Origin of the sequence: Flagellimonas sp. CMM7 (genome assembly GCF_021390195.1) — a bacterium.
GTDB lineage: Bacteria > Bacteroidota > Bacteroidia > Flavobacteriales > Flavobacteriaceae > Flagellimonas.
On sequence record NZ_CP090003.1, the window covers coordinates 860,718 to 879,275 of the forward strand.

Annotated in this window: 13 protein-coding genes and 1 tRNA gene; 2 read left to right on the plus strand and 12 right to left on the minus strand. The window is 38.2% G+C overall.

Annotated elements, in window-relative coordinates:
- Nucleotides 1–213: 213 nt before the first annotated feature.
- The 8 genes from LV704_RS03990 to LV704_RS20020 all read right to left on the minus strand — a co-directional run bounded on the left by LV704_RS03990 (nucleotide 214) and on the right by LV704_RS20020 (nucleotide 12,562).
- Entirely contained in the window at nucleotides 214–921 is a 708-nt protein-coding gene (locus LV704_RS03990) for a FadR/GntR family transcriptional regulator (protein ID WP_163421630.1), read from the minus strand.
- Between the two features lie 188 nt (nucleotides 922–1,109).
- On the minus strand, nucleotides 1,110–2,027 hold the full coding sequence (locus tag LV704_RS03995) for a polysaccharide lyase family 7 protein (RefSeq protein WP_163421629.1): 918 nt from the start codon (nucleotides 2,025–2,027) through the stop codon (nucleotides 1,110–1,112).
- A gap of 50 nt (nucleotides 2,028–2,077) precedes the next feature.
- Entirely contained in the window at nucleotides 2,078–2,950 is an 873-nt protein-coding gene (locus LV704_RS04000; protein WP_233782142.1) for a polysaccharide lyase family 7 protein, read from the minus strand.
- A 166-nt stretch (nucleotides 2,951–3,116) separates the two neighbouring features.
- Entirely contained in the window at nucleotides 3,117–5,078 is a 1,962-nt protein-coding gene (locus LV704_RS04005; protein WP_163421627.1) for a PKD domain-containing protein, read from the minus strand.
- A 17-nt stretch (nucleotides 5,079–5,095) separates the two neighbouring features.
- Nucleotides 5,096–6,559: a RagB/SusD family nutrient uptake outer membrane protein gene (locus LV704_RS04010; RefSeq protein ID WP_163421626.1), complete on the minus strand. Its 1,464-nt coding sequence runs from the start codon at nucleotides 6,557–6,559 to the stop codon at nucleotides 5,096–5,098.
- A gap of 17 nt (nucleotides 6,560–6,576) precedes the next feature.
- Entirely contained in the window at nucleotides 6,577–9,678 is a 3,102-nt protein-coding gene (locus tag LV704_RS04015; protein WP_163421625.1) for a TonB-dependent receptor, read from the minus strand.
- A 420-nt stretch (nucleotides 9,679–10,098) separates the two neighbouring features.
- The gene (locus LV704_RS04020; RefSeq protein WP_163421624.1) at nucleotides 10,099–10,452 is read right to left on the minus strand and encodes a cupin domain-containing protein; all 354 of its coding nucleotides are present in this window, start codon (nucleotides 10,450–10,452) and stop codon (nucleotides 10,099–10,101) included.
- 55 nt (nucleotides 10,453–10,507) lie between these two features.
- The gene (locus tag LV704_RS20020; RefSeq protein ID WP_163421623.1) at nucleotides 10,508–12,562 is read right to left on the minus strand and encodes a polysaccharide lyase family 7 protein; all 2,055 of its coding nucleotides are present in this window, start codon (nucleotides 12,560–12,562) and stop codon (nucleotides 10,508–10,510) included.
- Between the two features lie 243 nt (nucleotides 12,563–12,805).
- Here LV704_RS20020 and LV704_RS04035 point away from each other — a divergent pair, with 243 nt between their 5' ends.
- Together LV704_RS04035 and LV704_RS04040 are read left to right on the plus strand one after the other, a co-directional pair.
- Entirely contained in the window at nucleotides 12,806–13,774 is a 969-nt protein-coding gene (locus LV704_RS04035; protein ID WP_163421622.1) for a sugar phosphate isomerase/epimerase, read from the plus strand.
- A 25-nt stretch (nucleotides 13,775–13,799) separates the two neighbouring features.
- Nucleotides 13,800–14,531: a ribonuclease activity regulator RraA gene (locus tag LV704_RS04040; RefSeq protein ID WP_163421621.1), complete on the plus strand. Its 732-nt coding sequence runs from the start codon at nucleotides 13,800–13,802 to the stop codon at nucleotides 14,529–14,531.
- 37 nt (nucleotides 14,532–14,568) lie between these two features.
- Here the strand turns inward: LV704_RS04040 and LV704_RS04045 are convergent.
- The 4 genes from LV704_RS04045 to ftsA form a co-directional block, all read right to left on the minus strand.
- Nucleotides 14,569–14,642, minus strand: a tRNA-Arg gene (locus tag LV704_RS04045).
- Between the two features lie 7 nt (nucleotides 14,643–14,649).
- A complete protein-coding gene (locus tag LV704_RS04050) occupies nucleotides 14,650–15,099 on the minus strand; it encodes a GatB/YqeY domain-containing protein (RefSeq protein WP_163421620.1) in 450 nt (149 codons plus the stop codon).
- Between the two features lie 102 nt (nucleotides 15,100–15,201).
- Nucleotides 15,202–17,187, minus strand: a complete 1,986-nt coding sequence (ftsZ, locus tag LV704_RS04055; RefSeq protein ID WP_163421619.1) for a cell division protein FtsZ — start codon at nucleotides 17,185–17,187, stop codon at nucleotides 15,202–15,204.
- Between the two features lie 42 nt (nucleotides 17,188–17,229).
- Entirely contained in the window at nucleotides 17,230–18,558 is a 1,329-nt protein-coding gene (ftsA, locus tag LV704_RS04060; RefSeq protein ID WP_163421618.1) for a cell division protein FtsA, read from the minus strand.

Below are 18,558 nucleotides of genomic sequence, written 5' to 3' on the forward strand. Positions count from 1 at the left end.
TAGTCAACGGGATGGTATAACCATGCAATCAGGAAAACACAGGTGATTTCCATATTAAATAGTCTCACAACATAAAACTTATAAAAACTAAAACCTGATGGATATGGTAAGCCGCATATTGGCAGGATCCATGATGTTCTTGTTAAGTTTTACTTCCCTCCTTTTTTAATGATTGAAGACAAAAGCGTGCAATTTCGTCCTCCATCTTATTTCTTAATCTTTTGTATTATAACAGTATTGGTATAAAATTTTGAAGTGAACCTTCATTTTTTCTTTTGCCACCTTAGGATCTTGATTTTTTATTGCTTGATAAATATCCTCATGCTCCTGAATGCCTAAAAAAGATTGGTTATTATCACACACATGATACTTTTCAAAATTGGTGATAATCTCTGGAGTAATAATCAACATAAAAGTATTCATAGTGCTGTTCTTACTGGCGTTGGCAATGGCCAAATGAAACAACAAATCTTCCTCCACCGCATCTTTCCCATCCAATACTTTTTGTCTGTAAGCATCTAACGCCTGGCGCATTTTTTCCAAGTCTTCCTCTGTTCTTCTTAGGGCAGCCAATCTTACCGTTTTTAACTCCAGTAAAATTCGTGTCTCGACAAGTGATTTAAAATCTGGATCCTCTAGCCTTAATATATCATCCAACATTCCACTCATGGCCACTCTTCCAATATTGGCGATAAAAGTACCGCTCTGTGGTCTTGATTTTAGAATGCCAAAAAACTCCAATTTTTGAATAGCTTCTCTAACATTACTTCTGCTAACCTCGAACTTTTCGGACAACATCCTTTCGGATGGTAATTTGTCCCCCGGTTCTAAGTTTTTATAATTTATTAAATCCCTCAGTTTAGAAATAATACGTTTCTGTACTTCTTGATTTTCATTCTTTGTAAGTATCTCAACTCTCATACTATTTTATACAATCTAAAATTGGTTAACCAGATTGGTTTGTTAAATTTAAGCAAATTACTTTAACCTGTAACGCATTATTTTCATTCTTACTCACTTTAATTTCAAAGTCTGGATAAAAAACTATTGGCCAAAAATTTTAGCCAATAGTTTTTGGTATTCAACTAAACTAACTCAAAAAAATACTCTCAATGTTCAACCTCTAAATCATAATATTTTACTCTGGCGTATGAACCTTCATCAGACGTTTGCAAATAATTCCCTGCCTTAAAATAGTTCTCAAAAACACCCCATTTTTTTATATCATCACTGTCATATACAACAGACTCCGTATCATTTAAAATCACCTCCATTCTTCCGTCAGAAACCAAGACCTCTAATGAAAACTTATTGAACCCAACCTCCTCAGTAAAATTAAAGCCTTCATCATCCGTCCATGCATCCGTATGCAAAATTTCAGTATCTGAAACATCTGGGTTTTTTAAAACTTTAGTCTTTACTCTTACTACACCATTTTGCCAATAAATCTTAAGCATTGGTGGCGCATTATTGTCTTTTTGGCCAATTAAATCTCTTTGTTCATTTGTTAAACGGCCATGAATCTGCATGATGATGGTTCTATGGTATTTGTTGTCCGAATCTTTAGAAATATCATCCATTGCTAATGTGCCTTTAAGCCTCCCTCCTTGGGAAAACGTCCAATTAACCGAATTACTGCCAGGTTCCATTTGTTCCCTAAGTTCTGTTCTTGATCTAGAGGAATTTGCAGTAGTGGCTCCGGGATAAGTGTAAAAAACCAAAGCACCTTCGATAGAGTCATTATACATGAACGGTTTTAGCTTTTCATCGGTAGCGTATTCCAATATTTCCGGAGGCTCCACTTCATCAGGGCGTCCTATTGGCAACGTTACTTTCCAATTGCTCAAATCAATTTCCGGTAGGATAAAAGAAGTTTCTTCTGGCTCTGGCTCTGGCATATCTACTACATCGGTTATAGGCTCCTCAATAGATACTTCATCCTCTTTTTCTTCAGCAACTGAATTGTTATCCTCACATGAGCCAAGAATTAGCAAAAGACAAATAAGACTGGGTAGATTTTTAAACATTGGGTAATTGGATTAAAACAATTATTTTTTTATTTGTGGTTTTGAAACGGTTAATGTTCAACGGATAACTCGTAGACTTTCACGTTCGCAAATGCTCCTTCATCTCTGGTTTGAAAGTAATTTCCAATCTTAAAATAGTTTTCAAATACTCCCCATCGTTTTATACTGGCATTATCGTAAACAAAAAACTCATTTTTATTTAAGGAAACTACCATTTTACCATCACTGACCTTAACTTCAATTGTAAATTTTCGAAAACCGACTTCTTGTTCAAAATTTTTGCCTTTATCATCGGTCCACGCTTCTTTGTACAAAATTGCTTTTTGGTCCACCCCTGCATATTTTAAAACCTTGGTTTTCACTCGGATTTTACCATTTTGCCAATAAATCTTTAAAATAGGTGGAGCATTATTATCTTTCTGTCCAATCAATTCTCGTTGTTCATTTGTCAAACGACCATGTATTTGAGCAATGATTACATTGTGATACTTTCCATCATCCGTTCTTGAAACATCGCCCATAGCCATTTTAGCTTTCAATGTACCGCCTTGTGCAAATGTCCAATTGACATTATTATTCCCGGGTTCCATCTGTTCCCTAAGTTCTGATCGCGAATATTTTGTATTGGCCGTAGTGGCATTAGTTGGATACGCATGAAAAACCAATGCGCCAGACACTGAATCATTGTACATAAAAGGTGCTAAAACCTCATTATTTGCGTAGTCCAATATCTCAGGTGGTGAAACACTAATTGCACCTCCTTTTCCTTCACCCTCGGGTATAGTAACCTTCCAATGGCTTAAATCTATATTTGGTAGTTTTACCTTTTTCTTCTTTTTATTTCGTTTTTCAATTTTGCTATCCGATTCTGTACCACTACTTTTCTTGTTTTGAGAAGTAGCACCAACAGCTAGAAATATCATTAAAAAAATTGTTAGAGATTTCTTTCGGAAAATGTTCATTTTATCAATTCTTATTAGGTGTAATCGTTACTATATCTATTTTTATTTATTCAGCTCTTGCGTTATAATACCACCCAGACCCAATTTATAATCTGGGTGGTATTTAATCTAAAACAATGGATTCTAATTAATCAGTGATTTCTATGTTATCGTAGAAAGCTTCAGCTGTATTGTCAACAACATCAACATTCCTCACATAAATGACTATTTGGTTTGTAGATGGTGTAAAAGTAAAGCTACTGGTCACGAACACACCTGAATCTGCATTGAAATCATTTGTGATTTCAAAGTATGCATCAACAGCAGGGTCAGAAGTAGATGTATTGATTCCTGTTTCATCTGCAATTTCAGTGTTCAATATGAAAACATCAGAATTAGTTTGATAGCCTGATGTACGAGAATCAATTGAGAAGGTATACGAAACTCCTTGCTGTACTTGAACTACTTGATACAAGCGGCGGCTAGGCTCTTCAAGTTTTCCTCCTCTAGTGTCGTTGTTTCCATCACTGGTGGAACCAGGTTGTTCACTATCATCGCTAAACTCTATTTCTAACCAATCCTGCAAGTCTTCATTAAACCAAAGCGGTCTGTAAGGACTATCAATTGTGTTTCCGTCATTGTCTACTAGAGTACTGTTGGGAGTCATATCCCAGGCATCTGCGTTATCACCCGTATTAAAGGTATATTCATCAAAAGTACCGTTGAGCACTTGTACCACAAATCCTTGAGATACTACAAGATCTTCCGTAGCTACATGAGAATTACCTGTTATGCTAGTCGCAGTTAGCGTTACCGTGAAAATCCCATCTTCTGCGTACGTATGCGAAGGGTTCATTCCTGTAAACTGGAATCCGTCTCCAAATTCCCATAAAAGCATTTCCGCACCTTCAGAAGCATCCATGAAAGTATACGTTCTATAATCGCCAGCATCTACCTGAGAAGTAAAGTCTGCTGTAACTGGTGCTAGTATATTTATTGTTTTACTTAATTCAGTAGACAAATTAGATTCGTTTGTGGCTGTAAGTGTTACTACATATTCAGCTGCATCTACATAGACGTGAGTTGGAGATTCTTCTGTTGAAGAATTACCATCACCAAAATCCCATTCATAAGTCACGGCACCTGTTGATGAGTTAGTGAAAGTATACTCTAGAAAGTTGGCCTCACTTTGCTCTACATCAAATCCTGCTGAAGGAGGCACTGCACCGGCAGCTCCTACATCAATGGTGAAATCGTCCAATCTAGCTTCAACACCTCCATTGGTGAAATAAATTGCAACGGTATTATTGATTCCAGAATTAAAGGACAACTTCTGTTGCACATAAACATCGGGCTCTGAGTCATCGGTAACAGTTACAGAAGCAATAATACCATCTAAAGCTTCTTCTTTGGTTTCAAATGGACCAAACTCTGTAACACCTAACACGGCAACAGTTAGCGAAGGATCGGACGAACCGCTTAACATGGTGTACCAAAATCTTAAGTCATAATTTGTATCAGGCTCTACAGTAATCTCTTGGTAACCAATACGATCCCCAGCAGGAACGGGTAACTTAGCACCTTGATCACCAAAAGTTACCGGATCGCCTGTAATCTGAATAACACCGCCTAAATCATTATTTCTCCATGAGTCTCGGCCATCACCACCACCTTCTGGTAAGGTGTCATCCTCAAAACCTGCCTCAAGAATAATGGGCTGAAATGGTCCTTCGACGACCATCACATCTATAGTTATAGCACCCGTAATACCATTTGCATCACTAGCTGTTAATGTTACGGGATAGGTGCCTTCACCACCTTCAAATGTAAATGTTGGATCTAAATCAGTTGACGTATTTCCTCCTCCAAAATCCCATGTGAATGATGTTGCCTCGGAAGAAAGGTTACTGAAATTAATCATTCTAAAATCATCAGAAGATGATGCATAAGCAAAGTTAGCTTCTGGAAATACAGTGTCCGCTTTAGAATTTGCGTCAGGCAACTCATCTCGAAACAGTTCATCACCTACACAGCTAACAACAAAACCAGCTACAACCAAACTCAAGAGCAGCCATTTTGTATTACTAAATATTTTTACTTTATATTTCATAGTGTTTTATATAAATATTAATACCCTGGGTTTTGTGTCAAAAGGCCTTTGCTTATGTTTATTTCTCTAGCCGGAATTGGCAACAATAGGGCTCTTGAATTATAGATATATCCCATTTCAGCTGCATGTGCTGTCAATATATCATCTGCAACACCAAATCTTAACAAATCAAACCAGCGCTGATTCTCAAATGCCAACTCCACGCGCCTTTCAAGTAAAAGTTCATCTTTGGATATACTTGATATTGGGTTTGGAGCAGTATCTGGAAATGCCCTATCTCTGACCCTTTGAAAGGAAGTTACAGCACCTGGGACACTAGTTGACGCACCTCCAGCCATTATCGCTTCAACATGCATCAATAGCACATCGGCAAAACGTATTGCGATGTAATCATTCCCAGCATTTCGGGCATTTGGACCATAAGGGTCAGGATCTGCATTTACATCAAATCCATCCGGGAAAAACTTTGCGACTTCATTTTCATCAGGTGCAAGTGTCCCATCAAAATCGGTAATGGATGTTGCTGTCCTAATTCCTCCATTGGAGACAAAAGCTATTCTAAGATTATCATTGACTATGTTTTGTCCATCTTCTCTACCTGCACGAACTGAAGAAGTAAACTCAGATGAAAAACTTTGACTTTCTTGAGCATTTCCTGATTCAAATTGAATTGCAAAAATTATTTCATCATTCAATTCTGAATAAAATACATCATTATAGTTGGGCTCTAAATCAAATTCTGAGCTATTGATAATCGCTTCGCATAATTGTTGTGCACCTGTATAATTGGGACTTGCTTGTGTTAAATATACTTTTGCCAACAAGGCTTGTGCGGCTGCCCTGGAAGCTCTAGATTTATAGGTGTTATCCAATACAGCCACCGCTTCTTGCAAATCGGCTACTATTTGGGTATAAATTTGAGCTTCAGGTATTCTTGTAAAAAGGGCTTCTTCATCTGTAGGCCCTACCACTTCTGTTACCAAGGGTACATCGCTGAACAACCTAACCAATTTAAAGTACGCATAGGCCCTTAAGAATTTGGCTTCTGCCGCATAACGTGCTTGATTGCTTGCGTCCGCAACATCAATAAAATTCAAGATATTATTAACTCTAAAAATCACCTCATACATGGAAGCATAATAATCTTCAGATTCTACGTTGTTAGCATTTACCACGTATCTATGAAAATCAGATTTAGAACCTTCAAGTGTGGCATTTCTCGTATTATCGGTACGATGCTCCGTTAAAAGGTGTTCAAATTGTATCCCTCTGTTCGCATTACCAATATTTGTTACGGTATTTTCATTGACCCCTTGAAGGGCATCATAGATTCCGATAACTCCAGCTAATACATCCGCATCGGACTGAAAAAACGCATCTACCGCAACCGAGGTATCTGGTAATGGATTTAAAAACTCATCACTACAGGAAGTGAGAACAAATCCTGTTATGGCAAAGATTAAATATTTTATATGTTTCATACTTTATTTTTTAGTAATTAAAAATCAATGTTCAACCCTAACGTCATGGTTCTGAATATCGGTGTTCCTGCTCTTTGGGAGCCATAGGCTCTTGGATTACCATTATCATCATGTTCTGGATTGAAACCATGATAATCATCAGCAGTGATGTAAATCAGATTCTGACCGGTGACATAAATTCTTAAAGCGCTTAAACCGAATTTGGATAGTACATCATCTGAAAAATTATAACCAAGATTTACATTACGTAGCGAAAAGTAATCTGCGCTTGCAATGACTTCACTTGTCAGTACTTTTTCTTGAATGAAAGATGGGTGTGGAACAAGGCCATCGGCTACTGCTTGTAATTCACCACCACTTCTGGTTCTATTTCCAAACCAATTATAGAAGTATTGATCTCCAATGTTATTTACTTGGGCCCCAAGGCTTCCTTGGACCTGAAATGATAAATCGAAGGCGCCTAACTGAAAGTCATTGGTAAAACTGTACAACAAATCTGGATAAGGGTCTCCTAAAATAGTTTTGTCCTCTTCGGTAATAATTCCGTCACCATTGAGGTCTTTAACAATGGTGTCATCAGCTTGTCCGTTAATTCGATTCCATGGATTGTCGACATAGGTTGTTCTAAACTGGGTATCATCATACACATCAGTATCTACAACATAACCCCAATAAGATGATATTGGCTCCCCTATTCGATTGATCCATTGAGAATTTCTACCGTATGTATCCTCTATAAGTGCATTGTTCGAGTCGCCAAAACTCAACAATTCATTTTGGTTGGTAGAGGCAATTAAAGTAGAACTCCATCGGAACTTCTCGTTAACAATATTTCTCGTTCTAAGTTCAAGTTCCAACCCTCGGTTTTGAACTTCTCCCAAATTCACAATACCATTATTAAAACCTGTGACATATGAAACTGGATTATTTAACAGTAATTCGTCACTATTTCTTTGGTAATAATCTATGGAACCGGAAATTCTATTGTTTAAAAAACCGTAATCCAATCCAACTGTGAATTCTTCGGAAGCTTCCCATTGTAACAATGCATTTGCAATATTAAGTGGCGAAACACCCGGAGCTACACTACCATCAACAATGGCGTTGGAATTTTGCAACAAGGCCAAGTAGGGCCAAGTGTTTACAGTTTGGTCTCCTACATTAAAATTCTCTGAACCAGTAAGACCATAACTGGCCCTAAGCTTTAAATTAGTTACAAGGTCACTGTTAATTAAGAAGTCTTCTTTGGCTACATTCCAACCTGCAGATACCGCGGGGAAATTACCATATTTAGAATTTACGCCAAAGACAGAACTACCATCTCGCCTGAAAGAAGCATTGAATAAATACTTGTCTTTGTAGGCGTAATTAACCCTGGCAAAGTAGCCTACCTTTCTAAGTTCGGTATTGACCTCTGAAAAACTTGCGATTGCCGTTGCACTTTGTAAATTTTTAAGTAAATTATTGGAATATCCGTTTCCAGTAGTAATACTTTCTTCAGATTTCCTCTGCTGCACTGTCATCCCTGCAAGAAAACCAAGATCATGATCACCGAATGTTTTGCTGTAGTTCAACGTATTATCGGAAATCAGTCTTGTACGGAATCTGTTCTGCAAGTTATATTGAGCCCGGCTATTACCAGCTGCATGGTGCTTTGTACCGTCCCATCTTCTTCGTGTTCTTTGTTCTAAAGTGACTCCTAAAGATGTTTTAGCTGTAAGCCCGTCCAAAATTTCGTAACTAAAATATGTAGAGCCGAACAACTTGGTATTATCCTCATAATGCTCACGCTCAACATATTGTGCAAATGGATTTGAATCACCAGAAGTTCGGGGTCTTTCCGTATTGCCATCATTGTCATAATCCCTGTTTTCCAAATGGTTTTCAAAGAAATAATCTCCAACACCTACATCTGGATAATTGCTTCTATTTATAAACTCAAGCGTTTCCTCAGTATGATAGATAGGCAACCATGGTGACTGACGTGTTGGGTTATGTATTGATGTAGGCAACCTTCTTTGCTCTGTGAAAGATGGTGAAGCTCTAAGCCCAAATCTTAATTTGTCAGTCAATTTTGTATCCAATTTCAAATTTACGATGTATGATGTATAGTCATCTGTGATAACAACACCCTCATCATGCAGCGACCTTAAAGATGCACTGAACTTGGTATTCTCAGAACCTCCTCTTGCAGAAAAAGAATGACTTATAACGTTTCCTCCATCAAAGAAAACATCTTGCCAATCCCTGTCGATTCCGGTAATCCTAACAAGATCCTGTGCGTATAAAGTTTCGCCTGAAAGTGTTCCGGTAGCGGCTTGTTCTATTCTAGCCCAATCTGCAACGCTCTTCCTATAATCATCACTTCCATGAGCCTCCTTAAAACCTAAGTAGGTTTGATAACTAAATTGTGTTTTACCAGCCTTACCAGTTTTTGTGGTAATAAGGATAACACCATTAGAGCCTTCACTACCGTAAATAGCCGCCGATGCTGCATCCTTCAATACTTCGAACGATTCCACATCGTTCATATCAATATTTGCCAAAAAATCAGAGCTTACCACTATACCATCGACCACTAATGCAGGGCCAGAGTCTGCGGTTATTGATCCAAAACCACGAATGGTAATGGTCGGAGCACCACCTGCTTCTGCATTGGTAGCCTGAATATTGACCCCAGATACTTGACCAATAAGGGCTTCATCTACCCTTGACACCGCAATTTGGTCCAAATCATCATTAACCACTTTGGAAATAGATCCCGTTAAAGTAGATTTTCTCTGTGTACCATAACCAATAACAACAACCTCATCAAGTTGGCTGGTATCTTCTTGTAGCGTTATATTTATTGATGCTTGCCCACTAATAATAATAGTTTGCGTAGCATAACCAATATATGAAAACTGTAATACATCTCCACCGGAAACTTGGATGGAGTAGTTACCGTCAAAATCGGTTTGAGTTCCTTTTGTTGTATTCAAAACAACAACATTCGCTCCAGGGATTGGAACGCTGTTTGTGTCCGTCACTGTGCCCGCAAGACTGTAGTTGTCCTGGGCAAATAATTGAATATTAGAAAGCAATATTGCAATTAATAATAGTTTAGTTTTTAAATTCATTTGTTTTAGTTAGTTTCAATAATTTGTGTCAATTAACATTACAATTCCATTCACATAGTGCAGTTGTGATGGTATTTCACTTTCACTAATAAAACACGATAAGCCAATAAATTAAATTTCCTTAATTTTGACAGGTGCATTTTTTAAGTAAAGTGTATCAGATTAAGTATTACTTCCCTCCAAAGAAGTGATATCATCTAAAGGATAGGCGTGCACCTATCCTTTTTTTTATTGGGTTATATTTTCATAATAGTGTTGCTTTTATTGGTATTCCAAACTGGTTAACCAAATTGGTTCACCAAATATATGTTATATAAAGGTTAAAAAAAAACCTATCTTAAATTAAAATGTTAAAATTTTATGGTATTATGCTATTAAAGCACAGCAAAACATCAAGAATTGATTTTTGTGTATCTTTTTTTAACGGCTTTGCATAAAGTCTTCACGAATTGGGCTAAAAACATCTATTAACACACCGGCTTCTGTACAAATGGCTCCATGCATTGCATGCGGTGGAATATAAAATGAATCTCCACCTTTAAGTGTTTGGGTTTTGCCATCTATGGTCACATCAAAACTTCCACTTTCTACATAGGTAACCTGTGAGTGATAATGTTCGTGCATTTGACCAATAGCTCCAACCTCAAAATGAACTTTTACGAGCATGATTTTGTCATCATAGCCCATAATCTTTCTTTTTAGGCCCTCACCTACAACTTCCCAATCGAGATCTTCACCTTTAATGAATTCTCTACTTGCTCCAAATGTTTTCATTTAATATTGCTCTTTAATTGTTATTTAATATGGTCCTGAATTGCTTTAGTTCTAATTATTTCGGCGGTTTGCCAGGGCCCACTGTTCCTTCTCTGAACCACACTTCTGTATAACAGCCATTTTCATATTGCTTGGCTATATTGCCACCATATGTTTCTGCACCGGCACACCAAACCATATTTGTTTCAGGACTTTTCCCATTGGTTTGATTATACGCACCTTGCTTAAAATAATTCAACTCACCGCTATAGGCCAAAGGACGTTCGGTCCCATCTTGTCCTATCGGGACAAATAATGCTTTGGTTTGAACCGGCAGGTCTGATTTGTTTGCATATTCAGATTCAATGAGATTTTTAGTAAATGTTTTTGTTTCATGGCCTTCACTTTTGAAGGTGAGATACATAATACCCTTATAAACATTTACTTCATAACTGAATTCTTCACCCAATTCGATACCATCAGCAGGCTCATTTGGAAAGGCATCTTTGCTTATGCCCACAACAGACATATCATTGCCCCAAACGGCAGTTGAATAATCCCATCTTCGTGAATTATCATCGCCAGCAGTATTGATTTCATAATTCCAGAACACCGATCCTTTGGTATGCCCAGGGAATTTCTTGTAGAATATTTTTAGGGGTTCATTCTCATGCCCTTCGCCACCATGAATTTGCCCAACAACTACCGAATATGAGGCTGCAACCCTGGCATCACCAGAAACAGAAACCTGCATGACCTTACACGTGCCCGTTAGTTTGCCTCCTTCTTCAGGCGTCCATTCTCTTTTTTCGTGCAACTCTGTTCTCGTATTGCTTGAGTTTTTTGAAGTGACACCAGAATTTGGCGTTTTATAAACTACCCAACGTCTTGTCCCATCAATTACGGTATAGAAAAAATCTTTATGCTCGAATTCGGTGAGATCTTCCGCAGTCGTTCCGTCTCCCAATAATATTTTGAATTTATCCATAAAGGGAATGACCTCATTTGGATAAACTGTTTTTGCGCTTAAGCCATCATTTGCTTCGAAATACCCAGCATTGGAAATGGCATCATTGCTGATGGTTATGTTGGCCGATTTAAACCAAACTTCGGCATAGTTTCCATCTGCATATTGTTTCTGAATATCACCTCCATGGGTTACAGCACCAGAACACCATACTTTATTTACTTTGGGGTCTTTTCCGTTCGTTTGGTTGTAAGCACCCAACTTAAAAAATAACCCCTCATCGGTATAAGCATTTTCTTGCTCCATTCCATCTTGACCTATGGGCACAAATAGGTTTTTGACTTGTTCCGGAATCAATGCAGGTTCTGTATATTCAGAGACAATAAGGTTTTTGGTAAATGTTTTGGTTTCATGCCCTTCACTTGTAAATTTCAAATACATGGTTCCTTCCTTGATTTCCACTTCATAACTGAACTCTTCACCTAATGCAATACCATTTTCTGGTTCTGGTGGATAGGTGTTTTCGTCGGTCCCAATAACAGAAAAGTCATAGCCCCAGATAGGATAGGAATAATCCCATCTTCTGGAATTATCATCACCTGCGGTATTGATTTCATAATTCCAAAAGACAGACCCTTTAGTATGACCAGGAAATTTTTTGTAAAATATTTTAAGTGGTTCATTCTCATGTCCATCTGCGCTATGAATCTGACCTACGACTACCGAGTAAGTTGCAGCGACGCTAGCATCACCAGTAGTTGCCACATTCATTACTTTAAGAGTAGCGTTCATTTTAGCTTCAGTCATCGGTGACCACTTTTTTAATTGAGCTAGTTCAGTCCTTGTATTGTTAGAAGTACCATGAGTATTCCCAGCATTGGGTGTTTTAAATACTACCCAATCATCTTTGTCATCCCTTGTAGTATAAAAGAAATTCTTATGCTCATACTCAGTAGCCTGACCTATGTTAGAACCATCACCTAAGATTAAATTCCAATGTTGGAAAAATGGTATAATGTCGTTTGCCTTAACGCCCATGCCTACCTTTCCAACATTATCAATAGGGTTTTGCTTTTTGTTTTCAGTACGACAATTAAGCAGTAAAATGGCGCTTATCACTAATGGAAAATGAATAAAAATTGATTTTGATATTTTGAAGCTCATATTCGTTTTTATATGGTGCAATTAAAGTAGTAACAATATCTAGTTTAGTATTTCAACATCCAATTACTTCTTCAAAGTGGAAATGAAGCCTACTAAAAATTAAAATAAGGCTCATTATAATTGAAAAACACTGGCAACTTACAATTGGTTAACCAGATTGGTTTACCAAAAATACATATATTTGTAAGACTTACAAATTTTTAACACAAATTCTGCGGACAAAACACAAATCAGCACTTGATTATGAAAAAGGATAAAAAAGGTATCTCAAGAAGAAACTTTACAAAATTATCGACCACTGCATTAGGAAGTATTCCAATTATGAGCTTTGACAATGTCCTATTAAATACGTTTCCAAATAAGAAAGACGATATCAAGGTAAACTTGTTTTCTAAACATTTGCAATTTCTTGACTATAATGAGATGTCCGAGGCTGCAACAGATATGGGTTTTGATGGTCTAGATTTAACTGTAAGGCCTAAAGGGCATGTGCTACCTGAAAAAGCAGTTGATGATTTGCCCAAGGCAGTGGAGGCAATGAAAAAATTTGGACTTAATCCAAGTATGATGACCACAAATATCTGGGATCCCAACGATTTAGAACAGCGTACCGTTTTAGAAACAGCAAGTAAGTTTGGTTTCACCCATTATCGAACAGCTTGGTTAAAGTATCCCGAAGACCAAAGCATTGCTGAAAGTCAGGGATTATATGGGCAACAGGCCAAGGAATTAGAAGCACAAAATAAGGACCTGGGACTGATCGGTTGCTATCAAAATCACGCGGGTAATCATGTAGGAGCCCCTGTTTGGGACCTTCCTCCTATCTTAAAGGTAACCAACAACGAACATTTTGGTATCCAATATGATATTCGACATGCAGTCGTTGAAGGTGGAAATAGTTGGGAGCTTGGTCTAAGGCGTATCAACACATTTATAAAATCCATAGTCATCAAAGATTTTAAGTGGGGGAAAGTTGATGGAAAATGGAAACCCATCAACACTCCATTGGGAGAAGGGATGGTTGATTTTAAAAGATACTTTTCACTCCTAAAGAATTACAACATTAATGTTCCCATATCTCTTCATTTTGAATATGATCTAGGTGGAGCCCAACACGGAAAGCGTAATCTTACTATAAACAAGAAGGAAGTATTCGCCAGTATGAAAAAAGATCTTCAATTTTTAAAGAGTACTTGGAACGAAGTTCAGTAATTATCAAACAATTTTGAAAGAAAACATGGCGAATCCATCACATCAAATTATAGAAAAACTAAAAAAAGTAAGCACCGCCACTATAGCCACCAGTCTTTTCAAAAGAGGATTGAAAAATCAGTTTATCCAAGATATAAGTCCTCTCAAAAAAGGAAAACAAACCATGGTAGGAGCAGCCTTTACCTTAAGATATATTCCGGCTCGGGAAGACCTAAACCCCATAACAGTATTCAAAGATCCAAAACATTTACAACGAGTAGCAGTTGAAAAATGCCCCAAGGGGGCTGTACTTGTCATTGATAGCAGAAAAGACGCTCGAGCCGCTTCAGCAGGTTCAATATTAGCAACTCGATTGATGAAACGCGGTGTCTCTGGATTGGTTACCGATGGTGGATTGCGGGATTCCGCTGAAATAGCGGATTTGGACTTTCCAGCATATCATAGCAGACCTTCAGCACCTACCAACCTAACCCTGCATCAGGCCATTGCCATTAACGAACCTATTGGTTGTGGAGATGTGGCCGTTTTTCCAGGAGATTTTATCGTTGGTGATAATGATGGGGTCATGGTCATACCACAACATCTAGCTGCTGATGTAGCAGATGAATGTTTAGAAATGACCTTGTATGAGGAATTTGTACTTGAAAAAGTTGGAAATGGTGCATCTGTGATTGGGCTTTACCCTTTAACCAACAATACGCTCAAAACTGAATTTGAAACTTGGAAAGACTCAAACAAAAAAATCCAAAAATCATAGATCTTCGGATTTTTTGGAATCAAATAAAAGCTTTTTGTGACCACGGTAGGATTCAAACCTACGACCGCTGGAGCCGAAATCCAGTGCTCTATTCAGCTGAGCTACGTGGCCTTATTTATTAACTTAATCTTGCTTTTACAATACTGGAAATGGTTTTTCCATCAGCTTGCCCAGCCAGTTCTTTGGAAACAATCCCCATGACCTTACCCATATCTTGCATTCCTGAAGCGCCAATGGAATCAATGGTCATAACCACCACTTTTTCAATTTCTTCTTCGGTTAATTGTTCTGGTAAAAACTTCTCAATTATCGCTACTTGGGCCAACTCAGGGGCAGCTAAATCTTCCCTTCCCTGTTCCGTGAAAATTGCAGCGCTATCCTTACGTTGCTTTACCAATTTTTGAACCAGCTTTATTTCATCTTCCTCAGAAAGTTCTCCACCAGCGCCTTTATCCGTCTTTGCCAATAAAATGCCCGATTTAATAGCTCGCAATGATTCTAATGCAACGGTATCCTTTGCTTTCATTGCCGTTTTCATCTCTATCATTATCTGATCTTGCAAACTCATTTTATCTCTGTTTTGGGCAGCGAAGATAAAAAAATAAACCCGAAAGTCTCTTAACCAACGGGTTTATGCTCTCCATCTAAATGGATTTCAATTTAAACACTACTAATCAACATTATCATGCAAAAAAGAGTTGTTGGAACGTAATTGCAAATCATCATTGCTGTCCTCGCTCAGTGTTGTCCTAGAGACCTTTTGCTCTTGGGGAGTATCATCTAAATCCACACCCTGTCTTTTATAGGCAGGTTGCTTTTCTATTTCATCAATACTATTTCTGTTGTTCTGAAATTTGTAGTTGAAATTCTTTAGTTTTTTTCTACGTTCGTCTGCACGATCTTTTAACAGGTCATTGATGGAACTATTAAAAGGATCCACGTTTCCAGCTGCATTTTCTCCTCCAGTGGAAGCCTCAGTCTTTATGGTTTTCTTCTCAAACACCAATTCATCTTCAACCAATTTGGGCTCATGGGTTTCCGCTACGGACCTAGCTCCCGTTAATTGGGTTTCCAACTCCATGTACTCCTCTAAATTGTAACGGGTCTCCCCTTCTTTTTTATATTCCAAAACTGGCTTTACCTCTACATACTCATTTACATCAATATCCTTTAAACCATCATCTAAATTGAACGTAATGGTATGTTCCTTTTCCTCTTCTTCAGTTTCTTCTGTTCTATTCAAGGGCATATCAAAAGTTAATGCAAATTGATCTTCCGCTGCTTTTGGCGAAATTACCTCTGGATCAACCACTTCAATATCGTTCAATATGCTTTTTGCTTCTATGATAACAAAGTCCTCTTCAACGCTTTCAGGAACTACTTCCTCATAAAAAACATTAAAGTTTCTGATATAATTTGTAGTTGGGATAAGGTTGACCTCCTCAGCTTTTGAATGTGCTTCCTCAGCTTTTGAATGTGCTTCCTCAGCTTTTTCCTCCTCTTCCATTTCCAGTGTATGCTTCACTATCGTTGGTTCTGGTTCATTTGCTGTTTCAACCTTAACTTCTTGAATCGTTGTAGTATCTGGAGTTAGTTCTTGCTCAGCAATCTGCTCATCTTCAAGGGTATAAAAAACTTTTTTGGTTTCTGTATTTACGATATCATCTTGCTGATCAATATTAAATCCCGTAGCTATAACGGTTACCGCAATGGCATCTCCCAAGTTTTCATCTTCGCCAACACCCATAATTATGTTTGCGCCGTGTCCTGCTTCAATCTGTATATAGTCATTGATTTCCCCTATTTCGTCAATGGTGATTTCTTGTGAACCTGAAACAATGAGTAACAGTACATTTTTAGCCCCAGTTATTTTATTATCATTCAATAAGGGCGAATCCAACGCCTTCATAATAGCTTCTCCAGCCCGAGCAGAACCAGAAGCTGTAGATGAGCCCATTATAGCAGTGCCGCTATTGGAAAGAACTGTTTTGGCATCCCTAAGGTCAATATTCTGTGTATAGTGATGTGTAATAACTTCTGCAATTCCCTTTGCTGCAGTTGCCAAGACTTCATCCGCTTTTGAAAAGCCAGCTTTGAAGCCCAAGTTTCCATAAACCTCGCGTAGTTTGTTATTGTTGATTACTATTAACGAATCCACATTGGCGCGCAGCTTCTCAATACCAGCCTGCGCCTGTTTATTACGCATAGCGCCTTCAAACTGAAAAGGAATGGTAACAATACCTACGGTAAGAACATCCATCTCCCTTGCTACTTTGGCAATGATTGGAGCAGCCCCTGTTCCTGTACCACCACCCATACCGGCCGTAATGAAAACCATTTTAGTAGTATGTCCTAGCAATGTTTTTAGATCTTCCATGCTTTCCAAAGCTGCTTGCTCACCAACATCTGGATTGGCTCCAGCGCCAAGTCCTTCTGTTAGGGATACACCCAATTGAATTTTATTGGGAACCGTACTATTTTGTAAAGCTTGGGCATCTGTATTGCAGATTACAAAATCCACTCCATTGATACCTGCCTGGAACATGTGATTGATGGCATTACTACCTCCACCACCAACGCCAATTACCTTTATTACGTTGCTTTTGTTCTTGGGAAGATCAAAACCTATGTTATCAAATTCGGTGCTTTTACTCATGATCGTTTTTTGTTACTTATTAGGGTATGCTCTCTAGGGTTATTACTCCGCGTTGTCCAAAAAGTCCTTTAGTTTTTCAGACCACTTGTCAAAAATGGATTTTCTTTCTTTCATCGACATATTTGCCGTTTTGTTGCTTGGTACATGCTCCTGGCCTACCAAAACCTGTTCATCTTCTTGCATTTCTTCTTCCATGATCGTATTCATGGATGTCGTTTCCAAAGCATTCATCAAAAGACCCACTGCAGTTGCATACAGTGGACTTGCAATCTCTTCTTCAGAATCTCCTGCCAAATGCTCATTGGGATAGCCAATACGTGTATCCATCCCGGTAATGTATTCAACTAGCTGTTTCAAATGTTTTAACTGGCTTCCTCCACCGGTCAACACTATACCTGCTATCAGTTTTTTCTTTTGTTCCTCGTGGCCGTAATTCTTTATTTCCACATATACCTGCTCTACAATCTCCACGACTCTAGCGTGAATAATTTTAGATAGGTTTTTCAAAGTGATTTCTTTAGGTTCCCTACCCCTTAGTCCAGGAATGGATACAATCTCGTTATCCTTATTTTCACCTGGCCAGGCAGAACCAAATTTTATCTTTAATAATTCCGCTTGCTTCTCTATAATTGAGCAACCTTCTTTTATATCTTCAGTAATGACATTTCCTCCAAAGGGTATTACGGAAGTATGTCTAATAATTCCATCTTTGAAAATTGCAAGGTCAGTAGTTCCACCTCCTATATCAATCAATGCTACCCCTGCCTCTTTTTCTTCTTGACTTAATACCGCTTCTGCTGATGCCAGTGGCTCCAATGTGATGTTTGCTAAGTCCAGACCTGCGCTCTTAATACATCTACCAATATTTTTGATGGATGAAACTTGCCCGACCACCACATGAAAATTGGCTTCTAGGCGACCGCCATACATCCCTTTGGGTTCTTTAATTTCTGGCTGCCCATCCACTCGGTACTCTTGTGGCAAAACATGTATGATCTCTTCACCCGGAAGCATGACCAACTTGTAGACTTGATTACAGAGTTTCTCTAAATCATCATCATTAATCACCTCTTCCGAATTTGGTCTTGTGATGTAATCGCTATGCTGAAGGCTTCTAATATGCTGCCCTGCAATACCCACGACCACAGAACCTATTTTTAATCCAGAATCCACCTCAGCTTGTTCCACTGCTTGTTGAATAGATGAAATGGTCTGGGTAATATTGTTGACCACTCCTCTATGGACACCTAAGCTCTTTGACTTACCTGTTCCTAAAATTTCTATTTTGCCATACTCATTTTCCTTACCAATGATCGCAACGATCTTGGTAGTTCCAATATCCAAACCAACTGAATAATTACCTTGTTCCAT